A 14,150-nucleotide genomic window follows, 5' to 3' on the forward strand; every position below is an offset into this window, starting at 1 on the left:
TCCTGCATTGCCAATCGATTCGCTCATGGCACCTGGTAAATCTACGTCATGCCTGGATGCCGTTGGCGGATGGGGTCAGATCTTCAGGTAGATCTTCCGCTTATCCAGCCACCACGCCACGCCCCACCACAGTGCGACGAACACCAGCGCCTGCAGCATCGACGCCAGCTCCAGCGCCTGCGGCATCGCGGTGGCCAGCTGCTGCCAGATCCACCCCCAGATCCCGGTGGCCATCAGCACCACCGACATCACCGATGCCCCCAGGTACGCGGTGATCGCATTGACCCCGAAGCGCCGGCCGAGTGCCGGCCAACCCTTCTGGTCGATCAGCACGTGGCCCAGCCACAGCGCCAGCGCGGCCAGGCCGCCGGTCCACAGCACGTAGCTGGGCGTCCACAGCTGCTTGTTCAACGGCAGAACCACGGCCAGCAGCAGGCCCAGCACAGCGGTCGCCACGCCCAGCCCTGCCAATGCCGCCGAACGCCCGTTGCGCAGCAGGCCACCGGCAAGCAGGCCGAGCACGGTACTGGCCAGCGCCCCCAGCGTGCTCAGCAATCCTTCCGGGTCATGGCCCAGTCCGGTATCGGCATGCCACTGGTAGATCCACGGTGCGAACAGCGCGGTATCCAGGCGGCTGGCCGGGTTGGTCCACGGCGCCAGGTCGCCGCTGCCCAGCAGCAACACGGTGTATCCCACCAGCAGCGCGATCAAAGCGCCCACCTGCACGCGTGGTCGCGCGTAGACCGCCAGTACGCCCACCAACCCCGCACACACCGCGATGCGTTGCAGCACGCCCCAGATGCGGAAGTGACGCGTATCCAGTGCCCACCAGATCAGCAGGTGCAGCAGCGCACCGGCCACCAGGATGCGCAGCGCGCGCTCCAGCACGCCGCGCGCCAACGCGGGTCGCGCCGCCGCATCCTGCGCGCGCGGTGCCACGCTGAAGGCCATTGACACGCCCACCAGGAACAGGAAGAACGGGAACACCAGGTCGGTGGGCGTGCAGCCATGCCATTCCGAGTGACGCAGCGGCGCGAACACCGCACTCCAGTCGCCCGGATTGTTGACCAGCAGCATCGCCGCCACGGTGATGCCGCGCAGGGCATCGATCGAGCCCAGCCGGCGTGGCGGCGAACTGTTCATCAGGCGGCCTCGTACTGCCCGGCAATCCAGGTGCCCCGCACCTGCAGGGCATCATCCAGCAGCACCAGGTCGGCCTGGTAACCCTCGGCGATATGGCCCAGGCGGTCGTCGACGTTGAGGAACTGCGCCGGGTAAGTCGAGGCCATGCGTGCGGCTTCGGCCAGCGGCTGACCGAGCAGCTGCACGGTGTTGCGCACCGCAGTGGCCATGTCCAGCGCCGAGCCGGCCAGCGAACCGGCAGCATTGCGCACCACGCCGTCGATGGCGGTGATGGTTTCGCCATACAGCACGTAACTGGGATCGTCGGCGCCAACCGGCGGCATCGCATCGGTCACCAGCAGCAGGCGACCGCGCGGCTTGGCCGCCAACGCTACGCGCAGGCTAGCCGGATGCACATGCACGCCATCGACAATGATGCCGATCCAGCTGTCACGGTCTTCCAGCGCAGCACCCACCGCACCGGGCTCACGCCCCTGCAGCGGCGACATCGCGTTGTACAGGTGGGTGAAGCCACGCACGCCGGCATCCAAGCCGGCACGGATCGCTTCATAGGTACCTGCGGTGTGCCCGGCAGCAACGATCACGCCACGCTCGACCAGCGCACGGATGGTCTCCAGCGGCACGCGCTCCGGCGCCAGCGTCAGCACGGTCACACCGTTGTCCAGCGATGCCGCCAGCGCGATTTCTTCTTCGTCCGGCACGCGGAACTTGCTGGCATCGTGCGTGCCCTTGCGCGCCGGTGCGATGTACGGGCCTTCCAGGTGGATGCCGATCACGCCTGGTACACCCTGCGTGATCGCCTCGCGCATCGCAGCGATCGCTTCGCGCATCACTGCCACGTCATCACTGATCAGTGTCGGCAGCATAGCCGTGGTGCCGAAACGGCGGTGCGCCTGCGCGATGGTGCGCAGTGCCGCCACGTCCGGCGTGTTGTTGAACAGCGCACCACCGCCACCATTGACCTGCACATCGATGAAGCCGGGCAGCAGCCAGCCGCCACCCAGGTCCACCTGCTCGGCGGCATGGCCGAGCTGCGGTGCGGCATCGGGCAACAGCGCGCTGATGCGACCGTTCTCGATCACCAGCGCCAGATCATCGCGGAAGTCGTCGCCCGCCAGGATCCGGGCATTGCGCAGGACGGTCGCCATTACACGGTCTCCGTCACCTTGTTCAGGTGCGGCGGCAGGTCCGGGTTGAAGCCACGACGCAGCGCCAGCGCATTGATCGCGCGGTAGAAGCTCTGCACGGTCAGCAGCGGTGCGCACAGCGGGTGCGGCGCAGCAGCCACCGGCAGGTTGCCGCCAGCACCGGCCATCCATACCTGTGCGCCACGCGCGGTGAATTCTTCGACGACGGCACGGGTGCCGGCGCCGGTTTCATCCGGCTGGGCAAAGGCCAGCACCGGGAAGCCGCGGTCGACCAGCGCCATCGGGCCATGCTTCACTTCAGCCGAGCTGTAGGCTTCGGCATGCAGGCTGCAGGTTTCCTTGAACTTCAGCGCCGCTTCCTGCGCCGCCCCCAGGCCCAGGCCACGGCCGAGCACGAACAGGTTGGTCGCCTCGACCAGGCCCTCGGTCACCGCGCTCCAGTCGCACTGCCACGCCTCACGCAGCGCGTCGGGCAGCAGGTCCAGCGCCGCACGCAGGCTGCTGTCCTGCTTCCAGTACGCGGCCAGCTGCAGCAGCGCGGCCAGCGACGCCAGGTAACTCTTGGTCGCCGCCACGCTCTTTTCGGCACCCGCGTGCAGCGGAATGACCGTGTCGGCCAGCTGCGCCAGCGGTGAATCCTCGACGTTGACCAGCGCGATCACGCGCGCACCGGCCGCCTTGGCGGCCTCGGCGTTGCGCAGCAGGTCCGGGCTCTTGCCCGACTGCGAGATGACGATGAACAGTGCGCCACGCAGCTGCAATGGTGCGGCGTAGACCGACCCCACCGATGGCGAGGCCGACGCGACCACCAGGCCCAGCTGGGTTTCCAGCAGATACTTGCCATAGGTGGCGGCGTGGTCGGAGCTGCCGCGTGCACAGGTGACCACGAACGGCGGCGGTGCGGCACGCAGGCTGGCGGCGAGGGTTTCCATGGTGGCGTGGTTGCGCGAGAACTGGCGCGCGACCACGTCGGCCGCTTCAGCGGCCTCGGCGAACATCAGGGTGGACGTGGGGTCTGACAGCGACATGGCAGGCTCAGGCAGGATCGGAAGGAAGGGGGCGTGCGCCGGCGGGGCGCATCGGCGCGGTCGAACCACGCACCACCAGCTGCGGCACGAAGCCCTGGTTGTGCAGCGGCGCCGGCGCGTCGTCGTAGGCATCGCTGCGCAGCTGCGCGATCAGCAGGCGCGCGGCGTGGCGGGCGATGTCTTCGGTGGCCTGCTTGGCCGTGGTCAGCGGCGGCCACGACTGGCGCGAGAACGGGCTGTCCTCGAAACCGGCGATGGACAGGTCGTACGGCACGTTCATGCCGGCCGACTTGGCGGCTGCCAGTACCCCGGCGGCGATTTCATCGTTGGAACCGAAGATGGCGGTGGGCGGCTCGCGCAGCGCCAGCAGGCGGCGCGCGCCGCGGAAACCATCGTCGAAGGTGTAGTCGCCCTGCACCACCAGATGCTTGTCCACGGTCATGCCGTAGTCCTTCAGCGCGGCTTCGTAACCGGCATAGCGTTCGCCAGAGGAGCGGTGCGAGCTGCCGCCCCAGAGGAAGCCGATGCGCTGGTGGCCCAGCTGGATCAGGTGCTCGGTGATCTCGTAGGCGGCCTCGCGGTCGTCCACGAACACACATGCGCCATCGGCCGGGTCTTCGGTGGCGGCGATGATGCGCACCAGCTTGATGCCGCGCGCGGTCAGCGCCTGGATCAGGTCGCGGCGCTCGGACATCGGTGCGGTCAGCACCAGCCCGGCCAGGCGCGAACGCTGCACCCAGTCGGCCAGTTCATCGGCCAGCAGCGGCGAGCTGGAATCGCAGGGATGGATCTGCAGCCCGAACCCGGTCTCGCGGCAGGCGGCGAGCACGCCGTTCTGCACGCCGATGATGTGGTATGGGTTCGGGTTGTCGTAGACCAGCCCGATCACGAAGGTGGTGCCGCTGCGCAGGTTGCGCGCGGACGGATCGGGTTCGTAGTCGAGCTCGGCGATGGCACGCAGCACTCGCGCGCGGGTGGCCTGCATCACCGAGGGCTCGTTGTTGATCACGCGCGAGACCGTCTTCAGCGAGACCTTGGCTTTCTCCGCAACGTCCTTGATGGTCGCTCTGCGCATGGGTTTTCCCTGGGGTTGGCTGCCGTCCATCATCGCCGATCAGGCCTTGTCCTGCGGCAGGCCGGCGCGATGCCCGATCACCGAATAGAACAGGATGTACAGGTAGCACGGCACCATCAGCAGCACGAACACCAGCTGGAAGTCGATGTGCTGCTTGAGCACGGCGAACAGCTGCGGAATGATCGCGCCACCGGCGATGCCCATCACCAGCAGGGCCGAGCCGGTTTCGGTGAAGCGGCCCAGGCCACGGATCGCCAGCGGGAAGATGGCCGGCCACATCATGGCGTTGGCAAAGCCCAGCAGGGCCACGAAGGCTACCGACACATAGCCGTGGGTGGCCCAGGCGCCAAGGCAGAACACCACGCCCAGCACCGCCGAAATGGTCAGGTAGCGCGACTGCGAGACAACCTTGGGGATCAGCAGCAGGCCGACCACGTAACCGACCAGCATTGCGCCCAGGGTAAGCGAGGTGAACATCTTGGTCTGGTCCAGCGGCAGGTCGAAGCCGTGGCCGTAGGTACCGATGGCATCGCCGGCCATCACCTCCACGCCCACGTAGACGAACAGGCACAGCACGCCCAGCCACAGATGCGGGAACTGGAAGATGCTGCGACGCTCGGCGGCACCGGCCGCAACCGGCGTGGCATTGGCTTCGGACGACTTGATTTCCGGCAGCGGCGAGAACAGCACGGCCACCGCCAGCAGCACCAGCAGGCCGGCCATGGCCAGGTACGGCACATGGATCTTGGCGGCGAATTCGTTGAGCAGCTGCGCCTTGGTCGCTTCATCGGCAGCGGCCACCGTGGCCGACAGATCACCGATGCCATGCAGCACCACGGTACCGATCAGCACCGGCGCGAGCATGCCGGCGATCTTGTTGCAGATGCCCATCAACGCGATGCGGCGTGCCGCCGTCTCGATGGGCCCAAGGATGGAGATGTAGGGGTTGATCGCGGTCTGCAGCAGGGCCAGGCCGCTGCCGATCACGAACAGGCCGCCGAGCGCGCCCGGATACCAGCGCTGGGTGGCGAATTCGCCGAACAGCGCGGCGCCCCCGGCCATCACCAGCAGGCTCAGGCTCAGGCCCTTCTTCATGCCGGTGCGGCGCAGGATCCACGATGACGGCAGGGCCAGGAAGAAGTAGGACAGGTAGAACACCATCAGCACCAGGAAGGCGCCGACCTCGCTGAGTTCGAAGGCGAGCTTGACGAAGGTGATCAGCGGGCCGTTGAGCCAGGTGAAGAAGCCGATCAGGAAGAACAGCACGCCGACGATGGCGATGGAGGTGGCCACGTTCGGGCGCACGCTTGCAGCGGAGACGGCGGACATCAGGAGGGCTCCTGCGGCGACGGCCGCAGAACGCGGCGTCGGAGAGTGGCTGGGAACAACGTTGTCACATTCTTTCGATGGACAACCGCGGTTTGTCAACTTCCCCGCGAGGCCGCGTGAGCCTCATGCTGCACTGCGCAACCCGATAGCAGCGGATCGTGCTGAATGCGCCGCAGCCCTTGAGTCCCGTGCAGCAACGGTTCCAACGTGAAACCCATGCTCACGCGATGTAAACGTTTACTGCACGCCGCATTCGTTGCGACGCAGCAACGAAAGTGTCACGAACTCGTTGACATCGTTGTCAGCGCGGTTACAGACTCCGCCCCAATCGCCGCCCTCGAACCTTGGGGACGGCCCCACCTGCAGCAGGAGCCCGCGTGACCGCCAGCCACCCCGCCCCGGCCCATGTCCTGTCCCGAATCGCGCCCTCGTTCCTGGCCGCCGACGTCGGTGGCACCCATGTGCGCGTGGCCCGGGTCCAGGCCAGCGGTGATGCCGCCCATCCGGTGCAGGTGCTGGAGTACCGCAAGTACCGCAACGCCGACCATGCAGGCCTCAGCGCGATCCTGTCCGACTTCCTCGGCGAAGGCCCGCGGCCCACGCACTGCGTGGTCGCCAGTGCCGGCTACGCCCGCGAGGACGGCACGGTGATCACCGCCAACCTGCCGTGGCCGCTGTCGGCGCGCCAGGTGGAAGCCGACGTCGGCCTGCAGCGGGTCTTCATCGTCAACGACTTCGAAGCCGTGGCCTATGCCGCCGCGCAGGTTGACGCCAGTGGCGTGCTGCACCTGTGCGGACCGGAAACCGCCGCCCGCGGCCCGACCCTGGTGGTCGGCCCCGGTACCGGCCTCGGCGCCGCACTGTGGATCCCCACCGCGCACGGCCCGGTGGTGCTCCCGACCGAAGCCGGCCAGCCGACCCTGGCCGCCAGCACCGAACTGGAAATGGCCATCGTCCGCCACATGCAGCGCGACCGCGCGCACGTGTCGATCGAACATGCGATCTCCGGCCCGGGCCTGATGAACCTGTACCGCGCGGTATGCACGCTGCAGGGCCAGGTGCCGACCCTGGCCAGCCCCGACGCGGTCACCGCTGCGGCCATGGCCGACAGCGATGCACATGCGCGCCAGGCGCTGGATGTGTTCTGCGGCCTGCTCGGCAGCACCATCGGCGACATGGCGCTGTTCTACGGCGCCCACGGTGGCGTCTACCTGGCCGGCGGCATCCTGCCGCAGATCCGCGAGTACCTGCACGCCAGCACCTTCGTCGAACGCTACCTGCAGAAGGGGCCGATGGGCGAAGCGCTGGCACGCATCCCGGTGAAGGTGGTCGAGCACGGCCAGCTGGGCGTGGTCGGCGCTGCCAGCTGGTACCTGCAGCAGCAGTCGGCCGCCTGACACCGCAACAGGCTTCAACGCAATCGCAGCACGCAGTACGTGGCACGCCAACGCACGGGACTTCGCCGCCGCCCCGCGCATGTCATCGCAACCGTAATCGAACACCGCCGCCGGCATCCAATCGAGTGATGAGGAGAGACATCATGAACACCCGCAAGACCCTGCTTTCGGCCGCCATCGTCAGCTGCATCGCCTTCAGTGCACATGCGCAGCAGGCCGCCCAGACCGCCACCGACCTGGATACCGTGCAGGTCACCGGCATCCGTGGGTCGATGGAAAAATCGCTGGACACCAAGCGCGAAGCCAATGCGCGCGTGGAAGTGGTCACCGCCGAAGACGTGGGCAAGCTGCCCGCGCACAACGTCGCCGACACCCTGCAGCGCCTGCCGGGCGTGAACATCAGCTCGTCCAGCGCCGACGAAGGCGGCTTCGACGAAGCCGACCGTGTCAGCCTGCGTGGTACCAGCCCGAGCCTGACCCAGACGCTGATCAACGGCCACACCGTCGGCACCGCCGACTGGTTCGTGCTCAGCCAGGGCAACAACGTCGGCCGCAGCGTCAGCTACTCGTTGCTGCCGTCGGAACTGGTGCGCTCGGTGGAAGTGAACAAGTCCTCGCAGGCCAAGCTGCAGGACGGCGGCACCACCGGTACCGTCAACATCCTCACCCGCAAGCCGCTGGAATTCTCCAAGCAGCTCACTGCGGAAGGCTCCATCGGCATGGTGCGTTCGGACCAGGCCAAGTCCAACGACCCGCAGCTGTCGGCACTGTTCAACTTCAAGAACGACGAAGGCAACTTCGGCGTGATGGTGCAGGCCTTCAGCCAGAAGCGCGAGCTGCGCCGCGAAGCGCAGGAAATCCCGGGCGGCTTCTTCCAGATCGATCCGAATGGCACCGTGGCCAAGTCCAACCCGGACCTGGCCGGCGTATACGCGCCGGGCCTGCTTGGCTCGACCCTGTTCGAACAGACCCGCGAGCGCAAGGGCGGCCTGGTGTCGCTGCAGTTCAAGCCGATGGACAACCTGACCCTGGGCCTGGAAGGCTTCAGCTCGGAACTGAAGGCGAACAACTACAACCGCAACTTCATGCTGTGGGGTGGCCGCATCCTCAACGACCGCACCGTTGAAGATGCCAATGGCAACAAGATCCTGATTCCGGGCCAGGCCCCGAATCCGGGTTACGTCATCAAGGATGGCGTGCTGTCCAACGCCACCTTCGCCGGCCAGGCCGACCGCGACTACGCGGTGTACGACATGATCTACCGCGAGTCGAAGGCCAAGACCAACTACATCACCTTCGATGCCGATTGGCAGATCAGCGACAACCTGGGCATGAAGTTCCAGGCTGGCAGCACCAAGGGCACCGGCGAAACGCCGCGCCAGTACATCGCCGAAGTCAACCTGGCCCGTGGTGGTGGCGCCACCTGGGCAACCCACGGCAACGGCTCGCCGATCGACTGGAACGTCGGTGGCAACATCGGCCCGAGCGGCGTGACCGACTTCGGCACCTGGGGCAACCAGCAGGTCACCGCGATCGACAAGGAAAAGTGGGCCACGCTCGATTTCAACCAGTACTTCGCCGACGCTGGCGTACTGAACTCGATTGATTTCGGCGCCCGCTTCGGCGACCACAAGCGCGAGGCCAAGTCGCCGGAAGGCGCAACCCCGGGCGCGATCTGGAATGCGCTGAAGAACGGCGCCACCGCCAACTTCCCCGGTGGCTTCGCCAACGGCATCGGTGGCAGCTTCCCGCGTGACCTGTGGTACTTCACCCCGGGCGCACTGAAGGAAGCAGTGACCAACAACTCCACCTGGCTGTCCGGCAATGACGGCCCGACCGGCCGTCACAACTACGGCGCCGAGTGGACGGTGTCCGAGAAGAACTTCGCTGCCTACGTACAGGGCAACTTCAGCGGCGACCGCTGGAGCGGCAATGTCGGCCTGCGCTACGTCAACATCAAGCAGGATATCGATACCTACGCCGCCGCCACCGGCTCGACCGTGCCGGACGTTAGCAGCCTGTTCGGCGCGTGGACCCGCGAAGCTTTCGAGAACAAGCACAACCGTGTGCTGCCGAGCGCCAACTTCAAGTACGACCTGCGTGACGACCTGGTGCTGCGCGTGGCCGCCTCGCAGACCCAGACCCTGCCGGACTTCTCGGCACTGGGTGCCTCGTCGTACGGTTCGGACCTGAACCGGACCGGCGGTGGCGGCAATCCGAAGTTGAAGCCGGTGGTGTCGACCAACTTCGACGCCAACCTGGAGTGGTACTTCATGCCGCGCGGCATGTTGTCGATCGGTGCCTACTCGATGCGCCTGAAGGACTACGTCGCCTTCAGCACCGAGAAGGAAATGCTGTTCAGCGAGCTGACCAACCGTCTCGAGGAATACAACATCTCCCGCCCGCGCAATGCCGACGGCAAGGTGCGCGGTATCGAAGTGGCCTATGAGCAGCCGATCGGCGAGTATTTCGGTGTCAATGCCAACTACACCTACGCCGATGGCAGCACCGACCACACCTGGGCCGATGGCAGCGACAACCTGCTGGGTACTTCGAAGAACACCTACAACGTCGGTGCCTACTTCGAAAACGATACCTTCGGTGCACGCGTCAGCTACACCCGCCGTTCGTCGTTCCTGATCGGCCTGTCCGGCGCCAACCCGTACTACCAGGATGACTTCGGCACCCTGTCGGCGTCGCTGAGCTACAAGGCCACCGACTGGCTGAGCATCAGCTTCGATGCGCTCAACCTCAACAACCCGACCTACAAGTACTACCAGACCGCGGCCATCCCGACCTCGTTCTACAGCAACGGTCGCCAGTACTACCTCAACTTCCGCTTCAAGTACTGATCCAGCGGCGGCAACATCGCCGAGTCGTGCACGCACGCCGGGCCTGGGTCATTCCGGGCCCGGCGTTTTTCATGTATAGCGTTCATCGCACCGATCCAAGGAGTCGTACCGATGGTCAAGCCTTCCCGCGCCCGGATGCGCAGCGCAGCGCTGCTGGGCAGCCTGCTCGCCCTGTTGCCGGCACTGCCGGCACTTGCCGCCGACCCCACGCCCGCCACTGAAGCACCCGGCCCCCTGCTGCGCGCCGGCAGCCTGATGCTGATTCCCGCCCCGGCCACCGTGCAGCGCGGCCAAGGCAGCGGCATCACCGTAAGCGCCGACACCGTGCTGCAGGCCGAAGGCGAAGCCGCGCAGCGCGTCGCCAGCCAGTTCGCCGATCTGCTGGCCCGCAGCGGTGGTCCGCGCCTTGCACCAGCCAGGGGCAAGGCGGCAGGCACGTCGGGCAGCATCCGCTTCCAGATCGTGCCCACCTTCCGCGACAGCGGCGAAAGCTACACGCTGGAGAGCACCGCGCAGGGCGTGCTGATCCAGGCCGGCAACGGAACCGGCCTGTTCTACGGCGCGACCACCCTCGCCCAGCTCGCCACCGGCGGCAGCAATGGCGTGCTGCCGGCGGTGCAGATCCAGGACGCGCCACGCTTCAGCTGGCGCGGTTTCATGCTCGATTCCGCACGTCACTTCCAGAGCCTGGACGAGATCAAGCGCGTGCTCGACGCGATGGCCGCGCACAAGCTCAACACCTTCCACTGGCACCTCACCGACGACCAGGGCTGGCGCATGGAGATCAAGCGCTACCCGAAGCTGACCGACGTGGGCAGCTGCCGCCTGCCGGCCGGCGACGGTGGCATCGATCCGGTCACTGGCAAGGAGCATCCGTATTGCGGCTTCTACACGCAGGACCAGATCCGCGACGTGATCGCCTATGCGGCGAAGCTGCATATCCAGGTGATCCCGGAAATCGATGTGCCGGGCCACGCGACTGCCGCGATTGCTGCGTATCCGGAGCTAGGCACCATCGATACGCCGTTGAAGCCGATCAGCGAATGGGGCGTGTTCCCCAACCTGTTCAACACTGAAGACAGCACCGTCACCTTCTTGGAAAACGTGCTGGAAGAAGTGATCGATCTGTTCCCGGCCAAGTACGTGCACGTCGGTGGCGACGAGGCGGTGAAGGACCAGTGGGAAGCGTCGAAGCAGGTGCAGCATCGCATGCGTGCGCTGGGCATCAAGGATGAAATGGCCATGCAGAGCCACATCATCAAGCGCCTGGAGACCTTCCTGGAGGAGCACGACCGGCGCCTGATCGGCTGGGATGAGATCCTCGAAGGCGGGCTGCCACCGCAGGCCACGGTGATGTCCTGGCAGGGCACCGAAGGCGGCCTGGCTGCGGCCAGCGCCGGCCATGACGTGATCATGTCGCCGGTCGGCTACCTCTATCTGGATTACCTGCAGACGGCCTCGCCGAACGAACCGCCCGGCCGCCCGACCCAGGTCAACCTCGGCAAGCTGTACAACTTCGAGCCGGTGCCGGCCGAGCTGGCCGCTGACAAGCGCGGGCACATCCTCGGCCTGCAGGCCAACATGTTCACCGAGCACACACGCAGCTACGCACGCCTGCAGCACAACCTGTTCCCACGCCTGGCCGCCGTGGCCGAGACCGGCTGGAGCACGCCGGAACATCGCGATTTCCGCGATTTCCTCGCGCGCCTGCCGTCCCAGTTGCAGCGCTACCGTGCCTGGGGCCTGGCCTATGCGCAGACCCCGTTCGAAGTGGGCGTGGACTACACCGACAATCGCGCGGACAACACGGTGACGGTGTCGCTGGCCAATCCGCTGGGCTATGAAGTGCGCTACAGCACCGATGGGCAACCGCTGAGCGCGCAGTCACCGCTGTACCAGCAGCCGCTGACCGGAAAACTGCCAACCACCGTGCAGGCTGCCGCGTTCTACCAGGGCCAGATGCTGGCGGCGAAACCGACCATTGCCACCTTCACCGCACAGTCGCTGCTCAGCCGCCGCAGCGATGAGCTGCTCAGCTGCGTGGGCAAGAAGGGCCTGGTGCTGCGCCTGGAAGACGATGGCCCACGCGAAGGCAACCGTGCGGTGTTCAACGTGGACATCTTCCAGCCGTGCTGGCGCTGGCCGCAGGCACAGCTGGACGGCATCGGCAGCCTGGAGGTCCGCGCGGGGCGTATTCCGTACTACTTCCAGCTTGCCCACGATGAACCCAAGCGTCGCTTCGAGAAGGCCAAGCGGCCACACGGTGAGATGCTCGTGCGTCGTGGCGACTGCAGCGGCAAGGTGCTGGCGGAAGTGCCGTTGCCGGCCAAGCCGGATGCCGATGGCTTCGTGACCCTGCGTGCGGCGCTGCCGAAGGGGACGCAGGGCAGCGGTGACCTGTGCATCAACTTCACCGGCGACACGCGCCCGGCGATGTGGGTGCTGGATGAGGTGACCCTGGGGAAATGACGGCAGGCCTGTCCAGGTGGGTGCCGGCCTTGGTCGGCACCTCGGGCAGAGCATCCACGCATGGCGTGGATCTACGGGTAGGTGCCAACCTGGGTTGGCACGCCTTTACCCGCGCCAGCGCAGCAGCAGGTCGCGCAGCGGGGTCAGTGCGGTGGCCATGCCGGCGAGCACACCGACCGTGTTGGCGATGGCATCCATCGGGTCGGCCATGCGGTTGCTGGTCAGCGCACCCTGGGCAAATTCGATGCCGATGCCCATCAACACCAGTCCCACGCCAACCCACAGCAGCGGGCGGCCCCGACGGAACAGCTGCACCGCGCTGCCGGCCAGGATGAAGTAGGCGAGGAAGTGCTCGCCCTTGTCGCTGTTTTCCGGCAACGGAATCGGCGGCGGTGGAATCAGGCAGACCACGATCACCAGCAGTACTGCCGCCGCCCACAGCCCGGCCCACAACCGCGGCCGCCGCAGCGGCTTGATCGCCGGCAACACCTCGCTCACAGGCGCCAGCTCAGATCACCCAGCTCGAAGGCCGGTTCGAAGTCGACGCCACGCTGCAGGCCGATGGCCTGGAAGCGCTCGCCCATCTCGGTCGGCAGGGTCAGCTTCTTCACCTGGTCGCGCAGCTGGATGCGGCCGACCTCATCGGTGCGTTCCTCGGCCAGCAGCAGCACCTGGTCCAGGCCATTACCGAGCAGGAAGCTGGCCTGGCTGCAGTAGCCGGCCAGCTCGAATCCGCCGTGCATGCCGGCCTCGGCCATCGCGGTGAAATCCACCGACGCGGTGATGTCCTGCAACCCCGGCCAGCGGTGCACGTCGTTGTGCACGTGGTGGCGGTAGAACGCACGCACGGTGCCATCGTCGCGGTCGTGCTGGTAGAACTCGCTGCGACTGTAGCCGTAGTCGACGAACAGCATCGCACCACGCTGCATGCCACCGGCCACCGCCTGCAGCCAGTACGGCAGCTGCGGCAGCACTTCAGAACGGTAGCCTTCGGCGAAAGGCTTTTCCAGGTAGCGCTCGATATGGCGCACCGCACCGTTGAGCAGGATGTCGGCCGGCTGCGCGCCACGGATGAAGTTGCCCTCGGCGTCCAGCTCGACGGTTTCCTCGTAGACCTCGCCGTCCCGGATCAGGAAGCGCGGGGTCGGCAGCGCGTCGATCACCTCGTTGGCGAACACCACCCCTTCCCAGTCCTCCTCGAACGGGCGGTCGACCCAATCCACCCGCGCGGCCAGCTCCGCCGGCAGGTTCTGCTGCAGGCGCTGCTGCTGGCGCTCGCGCAGGTCGGCGCTGGGTTCCAGGATGGCGTAGCGCGACGGCAGCGCGTCCAGCTCGGCCAGGCGCAGCAGCACCGCCTCGGCGAAGGCGCCGGTGCCGCCGCCCAGTTCCAGCATGCGCGCCTGCGCACCCAGCTGGGCAAACACCGGCGCCAGCGCATTGGCCACGCTGCCGGCGAACAGGCTGCCGAGCTCGGGGGCGGTGGTGAAGTCGCCACTGCCACCGAACTTGCTGGCGCCGGCGCTGTAATAGCCCCAGCCGGGGGCATACAGGCAGACCTCCATGAAGCGCGAGAACGGCATCGCCCCGCCCTGCGCAAGGATCTCGGCGCGCAGGGCGGCCGCCAGCTGGTCGCTATGGGCCAGGGCATCGGCTTCGGGCAGGGGGAAGGTGGGCTGCATGGCGTCTTCGAATGCGGTGACAATGGTGCA

10 protein-coding genes are annotated in these 14,150 nt (G+C 66.8%); 3 read left to right on the top strand and 7 right to left on the bottom strand.

What is annotated here, in order from left to right:
- Positions 1-75: 75 nt before the first annotated feature.
- The 5 genes from AC5P9P_RS13520 to AC5P9P_RS13540 are packed head-to-tail and all read right to left on the bottom strand — an operon-like array spanning position 76 to position 5,723.
- Positions 76-1,143: an acyltransferase family protein gene (locus tag AC5P9P_RS13520; protein WP_049402424.1), complete on the bottom strand. Its 1,068-nt coding sequence runs from the start codon at positions 1,141-1,143 to the stop codon at positions 76-78.
- Positions 1,143-2,291 carry an N-acetylglucosamine-6-phosphate deacetylase gene (nagA, locus tag AC5P9P_RS13525; RefSeq protein WP_495232860.1) on the bottom strand — a complete coding sequence of 383 codons (1,149 nt, stop codon included), beginning with the start codon at positions 2,289-2,291 and terminating at the stop codon, positions 1,143-1,145. Before nagA ends, AC5P9P_RS13520 begins: the two co-directional genes overlap by 1 nt.
- Positions 2,291-3,319, bottom strand: coding sequence for an SIS domain-containing protein (locus tag AC5P9P_RS13530; protein WP_005411044.1), 1,029 nt, complete (start codon positions 3,317-3,319; stop codon positions 2,291-2,293). The genes nagA and AC5P9P_RS13530 overlap by 1 nt, the downstream gene beginning before the upstream one ends.
- Before the next feature lie 7 nt (positions 3,320-3,326).
- Positions 3,327-4,394: a LacI family DNA-binding transcriptional regulator gene (locus AC5P9P_RS13535; protein WP_005411045.1), complete on the bottom strand. Its 1,068-nt coding sequence runs from the start codon at positions 4,392-4,394 to the stop codon at positions 3,327-3,329.
- A 39-nt stretch (positions 4,395-4,433) separates the two neighbouring features.
- Positions 4,434-5,723, bottom strand: a complete 1,290-nt coding sequence (locus tag AC5P9P_RS13540) for a sugar MFS transporter (protein WP_005411046.1) — start codon at positions 5,721-5,723, stop codon at positions 4,434-4,436.
- Positions 5,724-6,100: 377 nt separating this feature from the next.
- Here AC5P9P_RS13540 and AC5P9P_RS13545 point away from each other — a divergent pair, with 377 nt between their 5' ends.
- From AC5P9P_RS13545 to AC5P9P_RS13555, 3 genes are all read left to right on the top strand, one after another.
- Positions 6,101-7,120, top strand: coding sequence for a glucokinase family protein (locus AC5P9P_RS13545; protein ID WP_495232861.1), 1,020 nt, complete (start codon positions 6,101-6,103; stop codon positions 7,118-7,120).
- A 143-nt stretch (positions 7,121-7,263) separates the two neighbouring features.
- Entirely contained in the window at positions 7,264-9,972 is a 2,709-nt protein-coding gene (locus AC5P9P_RS13550) for a TonB-dependent receptor (protein WP_049402427.1), read from the top strand.
- A 111-nt stretch (positions 9,973-10,083) separates the two neighbouring features.
- Positions 10,084-12,441, top strand: coding sequence for a beta-N-acetylhexosaminidase (locus AC5P9P_RS13555; protein WP_495232862.1), 2,358 nt, complete (start codon positions 10,084-10,086; stop codon positions 12,439-12,441).
- 105 nt (positions 12,442-12,546) lie between these two features.
- Here AC5P9P_RS13555 and AC5P9P_RS13560 read toward each other — a convergent pair whose 3' ends face one another.
- Positions 12,547-12,939 carry a VanZ family protein gene (locus AC5P9P_RS13560; RefSeq protein ID WP_049402429.1) on the bottom strand — a complete coding sequence of 131 codons (393 nt, stop codon included), beginning with the start codon at positions 12,937-12,939 and terminating at the stop codon, positions 12,547-12,549.
- Positions 12,936-14,120 (bottom strand): class I SAM-dependent methyltransferase, encoded by a 1,185-nt coding sequence (locus AC5P9P_RS13565; RefSeq protein ID WP_049402430.1) that lies wholly within the window; start codon positions 14,118-14,120, stop codon positions 12,936-12,938. The genes AC5P9P_RS13560 and AC5P9P_RS13565 overlap by 4 nt, the downstream gene beginning before the upstream one ends.
- Positions 14,121-14,150 lie beyond the last annotated feature (30 nt).

It is taken from the genome of Stenotrophomonas sp. YJH_SMC_14-1 (genome assembly GCF_059372275.1).

Bases quoted from the DNA above. Each gene is read 5' to 3' on its own strand.
- AC5P9P_RS13520 (WP_049402424.1), bottom strand. From the start codon at position 1,143: ATGAACAGTTCGCCGCCACGCCGGCTGGGCTCGATCGATGCCCTGCGC.
- nagA (WP_495232860.1), bottom strand. From the start codon at position 2,291: ATGGCGACCGTCCTGCGCAATGCCCGGATCCTGGCGGGCGACGACTTC.
- AC5P9P_RS13530 (WP_005411044.1), bottom strand. From the start codon at position 3,319: ATGTCGCTGTCAGACCCCACGTCCACCCTGATGTTCGCCGAGGCCGCT.
- AC5P9P_RS13535 (WP_005411045.1), bottom strand. From the start codon at position 4,394: ATGCGCAGAGCGACCATCAAGGACGTTGCGGAGAAAGCCAAGGTCTCG.
- AC5P9P_RS13540 (WP_005411046.1), bottom strand. From the start codon at position 5,723: ATGTCCGCCGTCTCCGCTGCAAGCGTGCGCCCGAACGTGGCCACCTCC.
- AC5P9P_RS13550 (WP_049402427.1), top strand. From the start codon at position 7,264: ATGAACACCCGCAAGACCCTGCTTTCGGCCGCCATCGTCAGCTGCATC.
- AC5P9P_RS13555 (WP_495232862.1), top strand. From the start codon at position 10,084: ATGGTCAAGCCTTCCCGCGCCCGGATGCGCAGCGCAGCGCTGCTGGGC.
- AC5P9P_RS13565 (WP_049402430.1), bottom strand. From the start codon at position 14,120: ATGCAGCCCACCTTCCCCCTGCCCGAAGCCGATGCCCTGGCCCATAGC.